The following is a 12634-nucleotide window of genomic DNA, read 5'->3' as shown; positions in this document are numbered from 1 at the left end:
GCTTAGTTTCTCCTTAAATAGTAGTTAGTTTGCCCTCGTGTAGTTGCAAGATTCTATCGCACATTTGCGCGATTTGCATATCGTGCGTGGCAATGATAAGCCCTGCACGCGCGGAACTCACATATTCAAGCACGCACTCCATCACATTGCGCGCTGTTTGAGAATCCAGATTTCCCGTAGGCTCATCAGCGAAAATAATTTGTGGCTTTTTGGTGAGGATTCTTGCAATTGATAAGCGTTGTTGCTGTCCGCCACTTAGCTCGCCTATATTTTGGTTGAGCGTTTGGGCGATATTAAAACGTTCTAAAAGCGCTAAATCAAGCTCTTGTTTGCTTAAAATCGTGGCAATTTGTAGGTTTTCTTTCACACTAAATCCGCGAAAAAGATAATGCGCTTGAAAAATAATGCCAATTTTATGACGGCGCAAATTAAGAAGCACATTTTGGTTCAAAGAGTAAATGTCTTTAGAATCTAAAATATCAACTTCCCCGCTACTTGGCTTTAGCATAGTTGAAAGGTTGTTTAAAATCGTGCTTTTTCCACTACCACTCACACCTACAATCGCCACAGATTCTCCGCGCGCTAAGGTGAGATTCAAATCCTCATACAACACACGCTCGAAGCGGTGTGTTAATGCCCTTGCTTGCAATAACATAAAAAATCCTTTAGCTTAAGTCTGTTTGCTAAGTTGCGCTTTTTGCTCAGTATCCATAATCCACACAAGCACCTGTGCCACGCTTTTATAAAGCTCTGGTGGGATTTCAGAATCCAAAGGTAGCGCAAGCAGAGAATCCACAAGCAATTGATTGCTAAAAAGTGGCACGTTAAACTCCTTTGCCTTATTTATAATTTGCTGTGCGATTTCACCCTTCCCGCTTGCTAGAACCCTTGGAGCTTGTGGGGTTTTTACTTGCGCATTGTAGGCGAGTGCGGCAGCTTTTGAAATATTTTTTATAGATTCTTTCATTTTGTGGATTCTCTTAGATTCTCTTGCGTAGTTTCAAAATCGCATCTGCATAAAATCAATTTGCGACCAAGATAGATTTTTGGATAAATTTACAGAATCTACGCCCTGCGTCAAATCTTTTGTCTGCAAAAAATACTCGACCGCACTAAAAGCATTACGCACAAACATATCCGTTTCGATATTCACCCTGCGCCCAATTTTATATTCCCCAAAAAGCGTGTTTTTTAGCGTGTGTGGGATAATAACAAGCTCAAAGCCACTCGCGCTTTTCTTACCACTTGTGAGACTTATGCCATCTACACATACCGAGCCTTTGGGGAGGATATAGCGCAAAGGAACAGAATCTAACTGCAAGATAAACTCGCTCTGCGCGCCTTTATGCGAAATATGCGTGATTTTACCAATCGCATCAATATGACCCTGCACGATATGTCCATCAAGACAAGAATCCGCGCGCAGTGCCGGCTCAATATGCACTTTGTTTCCTGCGCTAAAATTTTCTAGCGCCACGCATTGCTTGCTTTCATCACTTAACTCCGCGCTAAATCCCCTAGAATCCACACTTATGGCTGTCAAACACGTGCCATTTACCGCGATAGAATCCCCAACTTGCGCTTTATGCGCGCATTCTATTTGCAAAGTATTCCCGCGCAAACCTACCACCTTGCCAATCTCTCTCACCAACCCGCTAAACACCCAACAAGCCTTTTTTAAAACAAATTTATACATTAATGCTACAATTTTAACAAAACTTTTTATAGATTTCTAAAGGCAATTTTATGCAAAACTTTATGATAGACACGCACTGCCATCTAGATTCTAGCGATTTTGCGCAGGATTTAGACAAGATTATAGAATCTGCGTACGAAAATAATATCAAGCAAATCATTATCCCAGCGGCTGATATGCGAACTCTTTGTCGCGCGCAAGAAATTGTTAGTAAGTATGAAAATATCTATTTTGCCGCAGGTGCGCACCCCTATGAGTTAGAATATTTTGATAAAGAATTGTCGCGTTTAAGCGCGCAGCACCCAAAATGCGTGGCGATTGGCGAATGTGGGCTTGATTATTACCGCTTGCCTGAAAATAGCGAGGAAATTCCAGCTTTTAAAACGTGCCAAAAAGAGGCTTTTATCGCGCAAATTGAACTAGCAATGGAACTAAAACTCCCCTTAATCGTGCATATTAGGGAAGCAACAAATGATGCATTTGAGATTCTCAAACCTTATGTAGAGAAAGGTTTGAGGGGTGTTTTGCACTGCTTTAATGCGGATAGAATTTTGCTAAATTTAAGTGAAAATTTTTACTATGGCATTGGCGGAGTTAGCACTTTTAAAAACGCACGCAGGCTTATTGAGGTGCTTCCACTTATCCCAAAAAATAGAATCCTCTTTGAAACTGATGCGCCTTATCTCACGCCTCACCCATTCCGTGGCACGCGCAATGAGCCTTCTTACATTCCTTTAATCGCGCAAAAAGTCTCTGAAATCCTTCAAATGCCTCTAGATTCTTTGCAAGCTCAAGTTTTGCAAAATACCTACGCGCTTTTTGGGAAATTGCAACCGCTTGCGGATTCTCAAAATTGCACACAAGATTCTAAAACATTTAGAGAATCCACCCCAAATTTGGCAAATGCGCTATGAAAAAACTTTACAGATTCTTTGCCTTGCTTACTAGTATATTTTTTACAAACACATATGCGAGCGAATATTATTCCTTTGTGGCAAGCTCTGATGTTATGGCGCCAAAGATTTTGCAATCTTTTGATTTAGAGCTTGATTTTTTAGGCGAACAAGATGAACAACGCGTTGCAATTGAATCTAGCGCGCAGTATTTTTTGAAACGTTTTGAAAATAGCTATACCTTTATCCCCATTATCCGAAATATGATAGCCAAAGAGGGCTTGCCACAGGAATTTTTATTTGTGGCGATGGTGGAATCTGAATTTATCATAAACGCACAAAGCTCAAAGCGCGCAAGTGGGATTTGGCAGTTTATGCCAAACACTGCAAAATCTCTTGGACTTGAAATAAACGACTACATTGATGAGCGCAAAGATTTAATAAAATCTACGCGCGCGGCGTTAGAGTATTTGAAATTTTTATACGAACAGATGGGGCAGCAATGGTATCTCGCGGTGATGGCGTATAATTGCGGTTATGGGCGTTTGCTAAAAGCCATAGAGCAAGCAGATGGTGATACAAACCTAAACACGCTTTTAGATGAAGAAAAGCAATATCTTCCGCCGGAGACACGTAATTATATCCGCAAGATTGTGGCGATGAGCCTTGTATTTAACGATGCGGATTTTTTGAAAAATAACAATTTAGAATATTTGCTTAATCGCGGTGCGACTGATACGCTAGCGACCTTGAAGCTTAAAAGCGGGCTGCCTTTGGGACTTGTGGCAAGTAGCATTGGGCTAAGTCTGAATGAGCTAAGAAAATATAATATGCACTTTAAATATGCTTTCCTCCCGCCCGGACCTGCGGATAAGGAATATAATGTTTATATTCCTTATGAAAAGCTTTCGCTTTTTAGGCAAAATTTTGACACAAATTACAAGCCAAATTCCGCTTTTATCCTTCACAAGGTGCAAAAGGGTGAGACGCTCACTTCCATATCGCGTCAATACAAAACAACGATTAATGAGCTCAAACGTGTCAATGGGCTAAAAAACTCATTTCTTTCAATCAACCAAAAACTCGTAATCCCTATCCTTAAAACCTAGGAGCGCAAAATGAGCAAAATAAGATATTTGGTAATATTTGGAATCTGCGCTTTGTGCACGTTTGGCGCGGATAAGCTTGAAGTGCAGGCAAAGACTTTTAGTAGCGATGATAGGGCTGGGCGCACGGAGCTTAAGGGCGAAGTTTTTATCAAAAAGGGTGCTGATAAACTTTGGGCAGATGTGGTGATTGTCTCCACTGACAAAAATCGCAAACCGCTAGAATACACCGCCACAGGCAAAGTGAAGTTTTATGTCGAAACACAAGATGGCAGGAAAATCAATGGTAGCGCACAAAAAGTCATCTATGACACGATAAACGATGAATATCGCCTCTATGAAAATGCTAAGATTCAAGAAATTGGCAGCCCAAATACCATAACAGGCGAATTTATCACGCTTAATAACAAAAAAGGGCAAGCCTACTCTGAAGGTGCGAAAGACAAGCCAACCACACTTATTTTTGAGCTCAATGATGATAACGAGAAAAAATAATATTACTTTTTTTTGGCTATCAAGCCTGTAAGATTTTCAACGCGCTTTTGTGAATTTAAAATCTTTATGGAATGTTGCAAGCGTATAAAAGCGTGATAATCTATTTTTATATCGCTTTTGCGCGCACAAGTCTTTGCTTTCTTATTCTTAGATTCTGCGGAATGAAAGTGCTTCTAAAATATGCTCTTTGTGGATTTGTGGGCTTTTGGCTAAGTCCGCAATGGTGCGCGCGATTTTTTTTATTTTATTTAGCGAGCGCATTGAAAGATTAAATCGCTCACTTGCTTGTGAAAGCAGAGTTTGCGCATCTGCGTTAAGGATGCAAAATTCCTCAATTTCTTTTTCGCTCAATTTTGCATTAAAAACTTTCTGTCCGCGCGTTTGCCTTGCAAAAATAAAAGCCTCAAAAACACTTTTTTGCATACTTTGGGAATCCAGCCCTTGCGTGGCTGTCATACCTTCCTCGCTCTCATTCATCTGCACAAATAAATCTATTCTGTCTAAAAATGGCTCGCTTAGGCGGTTTTTATACGCAGCTATTTCTTTATCTTGGCAGCGACACTCTTTCGTCGTACTTAGCAGATTCCCACAAGGACAGGGATTCTGCGCGCCGATAAATTGAAAAGAAGTGTCATATTCCAGCTTTGAATGCACGCGCGAAATTGTCATTTTATTGTTTTCCAGTGGCTCGCGCAAGGATTCTAAAATATCGCGTTTAAAATGTGGCAACTCATCAAAAAATAAGATTCCATTGTGCGCGAGTGCGATTTCCCCGGGCTTTGGCTCATATTGTGTCGCAGAGCCTAGAACACTTGCTTTTGATGCACTTTGGTGGGGATTCCTAAAAGGGCGCAGAGGCGAATAAGTGGGATTATGAGAATCAAGGGATTGAAGTTTGAGTGTTTGCATCATTTCTTTCAAACTCATTGGGGGCAAAATCGCGCGCATACGCTTTGCTATCATACTTTTTCCACAGCCCGGACTCCCTTCAAAAATAATATTGTGAAATCCAGCCGCTGCAATCAATGCTGCTCGCTTGGCGACTTCTTGATTACGCACCTCGCTAAAATCAAGCTCAAAATCACGCAAATAATAATACAGCTCCTCCCCTACTTCAAGGCAAGAAAAGCCCAATTTTTGCATACAATGCTTTTCTTTTGTATTTTGATTTTCCTTAAAAGTTTGAGAATCTAAAAAAGAATCTTGCGAAGTGCTAGGAAGTGGTGTGGTCAAAATATCAAGCGCGTGGGTAAGTGTGGAGGCAAAGTGAAAATGCAAATGCGGGATAACTTCAAGCATATCTTTGGCGCTTTCAGGCACGATGATATGCGAAGAAGGTGCGAGCAAGGCAAGGTCAAAAAGCAGTGGATACATACTTTGTGTATATTTTATGCTTCCATCAAGTCCCAACTCGCCAAAAGCAAACCACTTTTTTGAATCTTGTGCTTCTTGCTGGAGCGTTGGTTGAGCGTTTGCCTGCAATACAAGCGCGATTGGTAAGTCAAAATAACTACCGCTTTTTGGAATATCTGAAGGCGAGAGATTAATGGTGATTTTAAGCGGTGGCAGGGTGAAGTTAGAATTTGCAAGGGCAGATTGCACACGTTGTTTAGATTCTTGGATAGAACTTGTGGCAAGCCCTGTTATGTGGAAATTTGGCAAACCTCTTGTAAAGGCAGATTCTATCTCAATAATACGCGTATCCGTGCCCACAAGCCCAGCGCAGTAAATTTTATTTGTCATTTATAGCCTTTAATTAAAAATGAAACTCAAAGACATAAAAACGCATTATGAGCGCTTGGAATTTCAAAAGCCTATGAGAAAAAATAAAATGTTAAAAATTACAGAATCTTGCACCAAAACTACGCATTTTAAGCACAAAAGCTAATTTTCATAACCGCGCAGGGGGATTACTCCACCTCTGCATCGATTACATCATCATCTTTGCCTTTTTTTGCACTTTGTGTGTTGCTAGCATTTTGTGCGTTTGCTTGCATTGCTTGAGCGAGTGCTTGGCTTTTTTCACCTAGAGTTTTTATTTTTGCCTCCAATTCTTCTTTTGAAACATTTTCATTTTTTAGGCTGGATTCTAAATCATTAAGCGCAGTTTCAATCTCGCTAACAACGGCAGAATCTAGCTTATCCTTGTTTTCATCTAGGCTCTTTCTTGTCTGATATACTAGGCTATCTGCTTGATTCCTAAGCTCGATAAGCTCTTTTTTCTTCGCGTCCTCTTCTTTGTGGAGCTCCGCGTCCTTTACCATTTTTTCGATTTCAGAATCTGAAAGCCCGCTTGAACCACTGATTTGGATTTCTTGGCTTTTGCCTGTGGTTTTATCTTTTGCGCTCACGGTTAGGATTCCATTGGCGTCAATGTCAAAAGTAACCTCGATTTGTGGCACACCGCGAGGCGCAGCAGGGATACCTGTAAGGTCAAATCTACCAAGTGATTTATTGTCTCTTGCAAGTTCGCGCTCGCCTTGCAAGACATTGATACTTACCGCCGGCTGATTATCTTCATAGGTGGAGAAAACCTGTGCTTTTTTGGTTGGGATTGTTACACCACGCTCAACAATTTTAGTGCAAATCCCCCCTGCAGTCTCAATACCTAAACTTAGAGGCGTGACATCAAGCAAAAGCACGTCTTTCACATCGCCTTTGAGCACACCACCTTGTATTGCTGCACCCACAGCCACGACCTCATCAGGATTCACAGACTTATTTAAATCTTTGCCGATAAATTCTTTCACGCGCTCCTGCACTTTTGGAATCCTCGTAGAACCGCCCACCATCACAACTTCGCTAATATCGCCTTTGCCAAGTCCAGCATCCTTTATCACAAAATCTATCTTTTTAATTGTCTCTTCGATTAAGTCATCGATAAGGCTTTCAAACTTCGCACGTGTAAGCTTTTTTACCAAGTGTTTTGGACCGCTTGCATCTGCGGTGATAAATGGCAGGTTGATTTCAGTTTCTTGCGCAGATGAAAGCTCTTTTTTCGCATTTTCCGCCGCATCTTTTAAACGTTGCAACGCCATCACATCGCCTTTAATGTCAATACCACTTTCATCTTTAAATTCTTTTGCCGCCCAATCAATAATGCGATTGTCAAAATCATCGCCTCCAAGGAATGCGTCCCCGCCGGTAGCTAGCACTTCCACGACATTATCGCCAGTCTCTAGCACGGTAACATCAAATGTCCCCCCGCCCAAGTCATACACCATAATTTTTTCAGATTCTTTTTTATCTAACCCATAGGCAAGTGCCGCAGAAGTTGGCTCATTGATAATTCTTAGCACATTAAGCCCTGCGATTGTGCCAGCTTCTTTTGTTGCTTTGCGTTGAGAATCATTAAAATACGCAGGAACTGTGATTACCGCCTCTGTTACGCTTTCACCTAGATAGCTTTCTGCATCTTCTTTGAGCTTCATAAGAATCTTCGCAGAAATTTCTTGTGGCGTGTAGATTTTGTCATCTATTTCTACCGCACACGCGCCATTTCTATCGATGATTTTATAAGGAAGACGTTTTTCAGCCTCTTTTGCCTTGTCTTCGTTAAACATAAGCCCCATAATGCGCTTAATAGAATAAATCGTTTTCTTTGGATTAGTAACAGCCTGTCTTTTTGCAGGCTCGCCCACTAGCACCTCGCCTTTGTCAGTAAAAGCCACGATTGAAGGTGTTGTGTTTTTGCCCTCTTTATTTGCGATTACCTTTGCTTCATTGCCCTCATATACACTCATTGCAGAGTTTGTAGTCCCTAAGTCTATACCTATTACTTTTGCCATTGTTGTATCCTTTCGTATTTAAGATTAAATTAGTCGTTTTTTACAATACTTACCATCGCAGGGCGTAAAAGTCGCTGCTTGTAAGTGTAGCCATTTTGCAAAACCTGCGCGATTGCGCCATTTTGCTTTGCCTCGTCTTTGACTTGCATAAGGCATTCGTGCAAATTTGGGTCAAACTCACCATCAGTTGCGATAAGCTCAATCCCGTGCTTTGCCAAAGCCTTATAAAAAGTCTCAAGCGTGAGTTCTAAGCCCTCTGCGATTGCATTTTGCGTAGAATCTGCCTGTGCGTTTTTGGCAGATTCTAAAGCTTTTTGCAAAGTATCAAGCACAGGAAGCAAATCTAACCCAAAACGCTCATTTGCATACTCCAAACTTTGATACTTTTCGCGCTCTAAACGTTTTTTGGTGTTTTCAAAATCCGCATAAGCCCGCGCATATTGATCTTTTAGCTCTGCATATTTTGCTTCAAAATCTTGCGATTCTTCCACGCTTTGTTCAGAATCCGCCTCGCTTAATATCTCATCATTTAATACCTCATTTGTATTTTCATTAGAATTTTGGGTGTCGTGATTCTCATTTTCCATCTCTTACCTCCTTATAAAATAAATTTAACTCGCCAACTCGCTGTAAAATCTCGTATAATCACTATCTATGCGCCCTATGCAAAATATGCGCCCGCTAAGATTTTCATTCAAACACACCTCTTGCATAACGCCAAGATAGTCTTTTGGCAAGCTTTTTTCAAAATAGATTCCATTTTCAAGTTTATGAAAAATAAAACCATTGACAATATCTAAAAATACCTCCTCGTTTTGAGATTGACTAAGCATTTCCTTCAGCGCGCTAATGCAAAAACGCGAAATATTTGCTTTATGCACGTTTTCTAAAAGTGCCAAAAGCTCGCTTGCGCGCACTTGATGGGCAATTTTTTTAATATCTGTAATATCAAGATTCTTTAATTCCTGTAAAAATCGCTCTAAAGACGCGTTGTAGGCAACTACAATTTGACTTTTTTCAAAAAGTAGCACCAAAAAACTATCCTCTATATTAATAATGCGCTCTAATTTATTGCTAGATTCAATAGAAAGAATACAGCAAATTTTATGCTTATAACTACTCGTTTTTAGTGCGCGCAAGCTTGTGTTTAGTGTGATTTTTGGATTGATTTTCTTAAGCCAATGATTTTTAAGCGCGGCACTTGTCGGAATCCGCCCGCTACTCACATGAGGTTGGAAAAGCCAGCCCTCAAGGGAAAGCGCTTTGAAGTGGTTGCGAATCGTAGCTGATGAAAAAGAATTACCAAAAAAAGCCTTGAGGGATTCTGAACCTATCGGTTCTTTTGAGTGCAAATACTGCATAATGACTTGTTCTAGCAAAATGTCTTTGCGTTTGCTCATCGTTCCCTCCTTTAAAATAATTTTAAGTTATTATGTAAAAATTTCGTCGCATTATAACTAAATTTTTAGCAAATTAGTAAATGAATTGCTAAAAATTGCTAAAGTTTAGTTTAGTTATATAAAGTTTTTTAAGTTTATATATTTAGAAAATATATCAGAGTTTCTTATAATTTAAGCAAACTCACATTTAAAAATCCACGCTAAAACCGACACTTTAAGCCAACTTAAACCAAAAATCGTTACAATCACGCCTATGAGTATCCATATAAGAGAAGTTAGTAACGAGCTGATTGACGAGCTTTCAAAGGTTTGCCTTTCATTATTTCGCAAGGATTTTTTTGGAATCTTTCACGGCTCTATAAGTGCAAGAATCTCCCAAGATCGCTTTGTGATTAATAAAAGTGAGGCGATTTTTGACCGCATTTGTGAGGAAAATCTCATTTTGCTTGACAAGATTCAAGACTATCGCTGGAATGACGCGAGCATCGATGCGCATATCCACGCAGATATTTATGCTCATTTCAGCGAGGCGAAGTTTATTATCCAAGCCACGCCACCTTTTTGTATGGCATACGCGCTTAAAAATACATTTTTAGAGCCAAAGGATTATTTCGGGTACGAGATTTTGGGCGAGCGCATTAGCATTTTTGATACAAAAGATTTTGAGAGCTGGTATGAGCGCGCGGACACGGATATTGTGCGTTATTTGAAGCAAAGCGCGCGCGAGTTTGTCATCATACGAGGTTATGGGATTTTTACCTTTGGGCGCACTTTGGCACAGATTGCAAAAACTTTGGCACTTATTGAGCTAAGTTGCAAGATTCTAGTTTTGAGCCAAAAACTAGATTTAAACCTCGAGGATTCCACACGTTTTGAGATTTAGAATCTTTAAGATTCTAAACAAGCAAAAAATACTCAATATACACACGAAGCGGAACTTACAAGGGTTTTGCGCTTGGTAAGTGACATATTTTAAGGATGGAATCTAATTCCACGCGTTTCCACGCGTTGTTGTCCTATCCGATAAAGTGCAAAGTCATAGCGCATAGGATCTTTAGGGCAGAGGGTTTTAAGATTTTGACTTAATTCAATCACAGCTTGCAAATCCGCACTTTTGCGCGTTAAAAGCCCGAGTTTCCGTGCTGTGTTAAAAGTATGTGTATCAAGCGGGATAAGTAACTCACTTGGCACAATTTCACTCCACAGCCCAAAATCTACACCATCTTTTCGCACCATCCAGCGCGCAAACATATTCCACCGCTTCAATGCACTGCGCCCACGCGGATTAAAAGGCACAAGATTTTCTGCATTCCCTAGCGCAAAGCTCAAGCCTTGCGAGCTTTTAATCTTAAGCACGCGTGCAATTTCCCAAAGGTGCGCGATTGTATAATAAATCGCATTTAGGATTCTAAAAGGCGTGTGTGTAATGTGTTTATAACCATACAAAAAAATTTCTTTCACCCCACCTTGCGCGCTTAAGATTCTGAAAATCTCTAGCAAATGCGCAATATCCTCTGCGCTCTGAAAGCGGTAATACAAAGAAGGATTTGACACAGCAAAATCCTGCGTGCTAAAAAGCGTAAAATCAACGCGTGAAAGAAAGCTCACAATCGCACGCGCATTCCCCCATAAGAAAGCAACGCACAAAAAAGTGCAATCTCGGAAAAATGCCTATTTTCTGCGTATTGACGCACGACAAGGAGCGGGTCTGGCAACTGCTTGTCGGTTTGCAATTCCTCACTAAAAAACGCGTATTGAGAATCTAAAAAATCTTTAAAACGCTCGAAACTTCCCAAACCAAAATCCCTACAATCGCGATTGGTGCAACAAAACGCACCAAGAAAATCCACACTCTAAACTGCCATTTTCCCAAAAAACTTCCTGTGATTTCTTGCAAAAACTTTGTTTTAAGCCTATAACCTACAAAAATCACCGCCAAAAGCCCACCCAAAGGCATAAGGAAATCCGAACTCACAAAGGCGATATTCTCAAACAAACTATGATTAAACAGCCTAAAGCTCGGTGCAAACGCGCTTAAAAAACTCACAATAATAATCTCGCCCAAAATCCATATCCCAAGAGTGATAATCCACACACTTTTAGCCTGCGAAATGTTGAATCTATCCTTAAACGTCGCAACCGCTGGCTCTAAAATCGACACCGCCGAGGTAATGCCCGCAAAAATCACCGCAAGAAAAAAGAGAAATCCCACAACCTCGCCGCTATGATGAATGGTAGCATTCATCTTGCCAAACGCAAGCGGAAGCGCCTCAAAGAGTAATTCCGAACCGCCTTTTGGCTCTTGCCCAAACTCATACAAAAAAGTAAAAATCATTAGTCCCGCAATAAGTGAAATAATAATCCCACTTAGCACAATCCACAGCGAGCTTTTAAGGAGATTCTGTGATTGTGGTGCATAGCGCGCGTAAGTGAGAATCGTCCCAACGCCCAAAGAAAGCGAGAAAAACACCTGTCCTAGTGCCTCAATCACCACGCGTGAAGTGATTTTACTAAAATCAAATTTAAACATAAAATCCACACTTTTCCCAAAGCTACTCATATTCATCGCATAAATAAGCAGCCCAATAAAAATCACAAAAAGCAATGGCATAAAGATGATATTAAAACGCTCAATCCCCTCTTTTATGCCCGATGCAACGATAAAAGAGCTAAAAAATAAAATCGCACTAAAACCAAAAGATTGATACCAAAAAGAATGTTCGCTCAAATCTGAAAAAAGCCCTTTTGCCTCCTCCACACTGCTGGGATACCCCATAAATGCCAACATCAAATAGCACACAATCCAGCCTAAAATCACCGCGTAAAATGACAATATCAAAGGTCCAACCACTACGCTAAAGCCAAAAAGGCGGAATTTTTTATTAGGGGGCGTGCCTGAACTACGCGCATAAAGCGTGGGGTAGCACTCAAGTGCATTTTTGCGCGAAGCTTGCCCAAGAATCATTTCAGTAAGAAGCAATGCCACGCCAACGCCAAAAGCTAGCAAGACATACAACACCACAAACGCGCCACCGCCATTAAGTCCGGCTGTGTAGGGAAATTTCCAAATATGTCCTAAGCCTATCGAACTCCCAAGTGCGACTAAGATAAAGCCGATTTTTGAAAAATACATTTCCCCTCCTTGCGTGTTTGCATGCTGTTTTGTGTAAAGTAAATGATTGTAGCATAAAGGGATATTTTCTTACTTGTTTATGAAGTATATTGTGTCTTAAGGGTAGATTCTACGCTTTTTTGC

14 protein-coding genes and 1 pseudogene are annotated in these 12634 nt (G+C 40.6%); 5 read left to right on the top strand and 10 right to left on the bottom strand.

The genetic code is table 11. The annotated features are described in order from the left end of the window. Positions 1-13: 13 nt before the first annotated feature. From A3217_RS00910 to ribE, 3 genes are read right to left on the bottom strand one after another with little or no spacing between them, the layout of a single operon-like run. The gene (locus tag A3217_RS00910; protein ID WP_066386856.1) at positions 14-655 is read right to left on the bottom strand and encodes an ABC transporter ATP-binding protein; all 642 of its coding nucleotides are present in this window, start codon (positions 653-655) and stop codon (positions 14-16) included. Between the two features lie 15 nt (positions 656-670). Then, entirely contained in the window at positions 671-967 is a 297-nt protein-coding gene (locus A3217_RS00905; RefSeq protein WP_066386854.1) for an EscU/YscU/HrcU family type III secretion system export apparatus switch protein, read from the bottom strand. A gap of 33 nt (positions 968-1000) precedes the next feature. Then, a complete protein-coding gene (gene ribE / locus A3217_RS00900) occupies positions 1001-1696 on the bottom strand; it encodes a riboflavin synthase (protein ID WP_231860250.1) in 696 nt (231 codons plus the stop codon). Between the two features lie 62 nt (positions 1697-1758). On the opposite strand from ribE, the pseudogene A3217_RS00895 reads away from it, so the two are divergent. The 3 genes and pseudogenes from A3217_RS00895 to lptA all read left to right on the top strand — a co-directional run. Further along, a pseudogene (locus A3217_RS00895) lies at positions 1759-2517 on the top strand (TatD family hydrolase); the annotation flags it as partial. An 89-nt stretch (positions 2518-2606) separates the two neighbouring features. Continuing rightward, complete coding sequence (locus A3217_RS00890) at positions 2607-3698, top strand: lytic transglycosylase domain-containing protein (protein ID WP_066386846.1); 1092 nt, start codon at positions 2607-2609, stop codon at positions 3696-3698. 9 nt (positions 3699-3707) lie between these two features. Then, complete coding sequence (lptA, locus tag A3217_RS00885; RefSeq protein ID WP_066386845.1) at positions 3708-4190, top strand: lipopolysaccharide transport periplasmic protein LptA; 483 nt, start codon at positions 3708-3710, stop codon at positions 4188-4190. A 147-nt stretch (positions 4191-4337) separates the two neighbouring features. Here the strand turns inward: lptA and A3217_RS00880 are convergent, their stop codons facing one another. Further along, on the bottom strand, positions 4338-5933 hold the full coding sequence (locus A3217_RS00880) for a YifB family Mg chelatase-like AAA ATPase (protein WP_066386844.1): 1596 nt from the start codon (positions 5931-5933) through the stop codon (positions 4338-4340). 19 nt (positions 5934-5952) lie between these two features. On the opposite strand from A3217_RS00880, the gene A3217_RS09535 reads away from it, so the two are divergent. Continuing rightward, positions 5953-6078 carry a hypothetical protein gene (locus A3217_RS09535; protein ID WP_257722275.1) on the top strand — a complete coding sequence of 42 codons (126 nt, stop codon included), beginning with the start codon at positions 5953-5955 and terminating at the stop codon, positions 6076-6078. Positions 6079-6100: 22 nt separating this feature from the next. Here A3217_RS09535 and dnaK read toward each other — a convergent pair whose 3' ends face one another. The 3 genes from dnaK to A3217_RS00865 are packed head-to-tail and all read right to left on the bottom strand — an operon-like array spanning position 6101 to position 9378. Further along, entirely contained in the window at positions 6101-7978 is a 1878-nt protein-coding gene (dnaK, locus tag A3217_RS00875) for a molecular chaperone DnaK (protein WP_066386840.1), read from the bottom strand. A gap of 29 nt (positions 7979-8007) precedes the next feature. Beyond that, on the bottom strand, positions 8008-8565 hold the full coding sequence (grpE, locus tag A3217_RS00870; RefSeq protein WP_066386839.1) for a nucleotide exchange factor GrpE: 558 nt from the start codon (positions 8563-8565) through the stop codon (positions 8008-8010). Positions 8566-8589: 24 nt separating this feature from the next. After that, positions 8590-9378, bottom strand: a complete 789-nt coding sequence (locus tag A3217_RS00865; protein WP_066386838.1) for a hypothetical protein — start codon at positions 9376-9378, stop codon at positions 8590-8592. A gap of 253 nt (positions 9379-9631) precedes the next feature. On the opposite strand from A3217_RS00865, the gene A3217_RS00860 reads away from it, so the two are divergent. Next, positions 9632-10261 carry a class II aldolase and adducin N-terminal domain-containing protein gene (locus A3217_RS00860; protein WP_066386836.1) on the top strand — a complete coding sequence of 210 codons (630 nt, stop codon included), beginning with the start codon at positions 9632-9634 and terminating at the stop codon, positions 10259-10261. 89 nt (positions 10262-10350) lie between these two features. On the opposite strand, the gene A3217_RS00855 is transcribed toward A3217_RS00860, so the two are convergent. Genes A3217_RS00855 through A3217_RS00845 form a run of 3 tightly spaced genes read right to left on the bottom strand, consistent with a single transcriptional unit; the run spans position 10351 to position 12511 of the window. Then, positions 10351-10986, bottom strand: a complete 636-nt coding sequence (locus A3217_RS00855) for a TIGR02757 family protein (RefSeq protein WP_066386835.1) — start codon at positions 10984-10986, stop codon at positions 10351-10353. Further along, on the bottom strand, positions 10983-11174 hold the full coding sequence (locus tag A3217_RS00850; RefSeq protein WP_066386832.1) for a hypothetical protein: 192 nt from the start codon (positions 11172-11174) through the stop codon (positions 10983-10985). The genes A3217_RS00855 and A3217_RS00850 overlap by 4 nt, the downstream gene beginning before the upstream one ends. Beyond that, on the bottom strand, positions 11141-12511 hold the full coding sequence (locus tag A3217_RS00845) for a sodium-dependent transporter (protein WP_066386831.1): 1371 nt from the start codon (positions 12509-12511) through the stop codon (positions 11141-11143). The genes A3217_RS00850 and A3217_RS00845 overlap by 34 nt, the downstream gene beginning before the upstream one ends. Positions 12512-12634 lie beyond the last annotated feature (123 nt).

It is taken from the genome of Helicobacter himalayensis (assembly GCF_001602095.1).
Classification (GTDB): Bacteria; Campylobacterota; Campylobacteria; order Campylobacterales; family Helicobacteraceae; genus Helicobacter_F; species Helicobacter_F himalayensis.
This window is presented reverse-complemented; position numbering and strand designations above follow the sequence as displayed.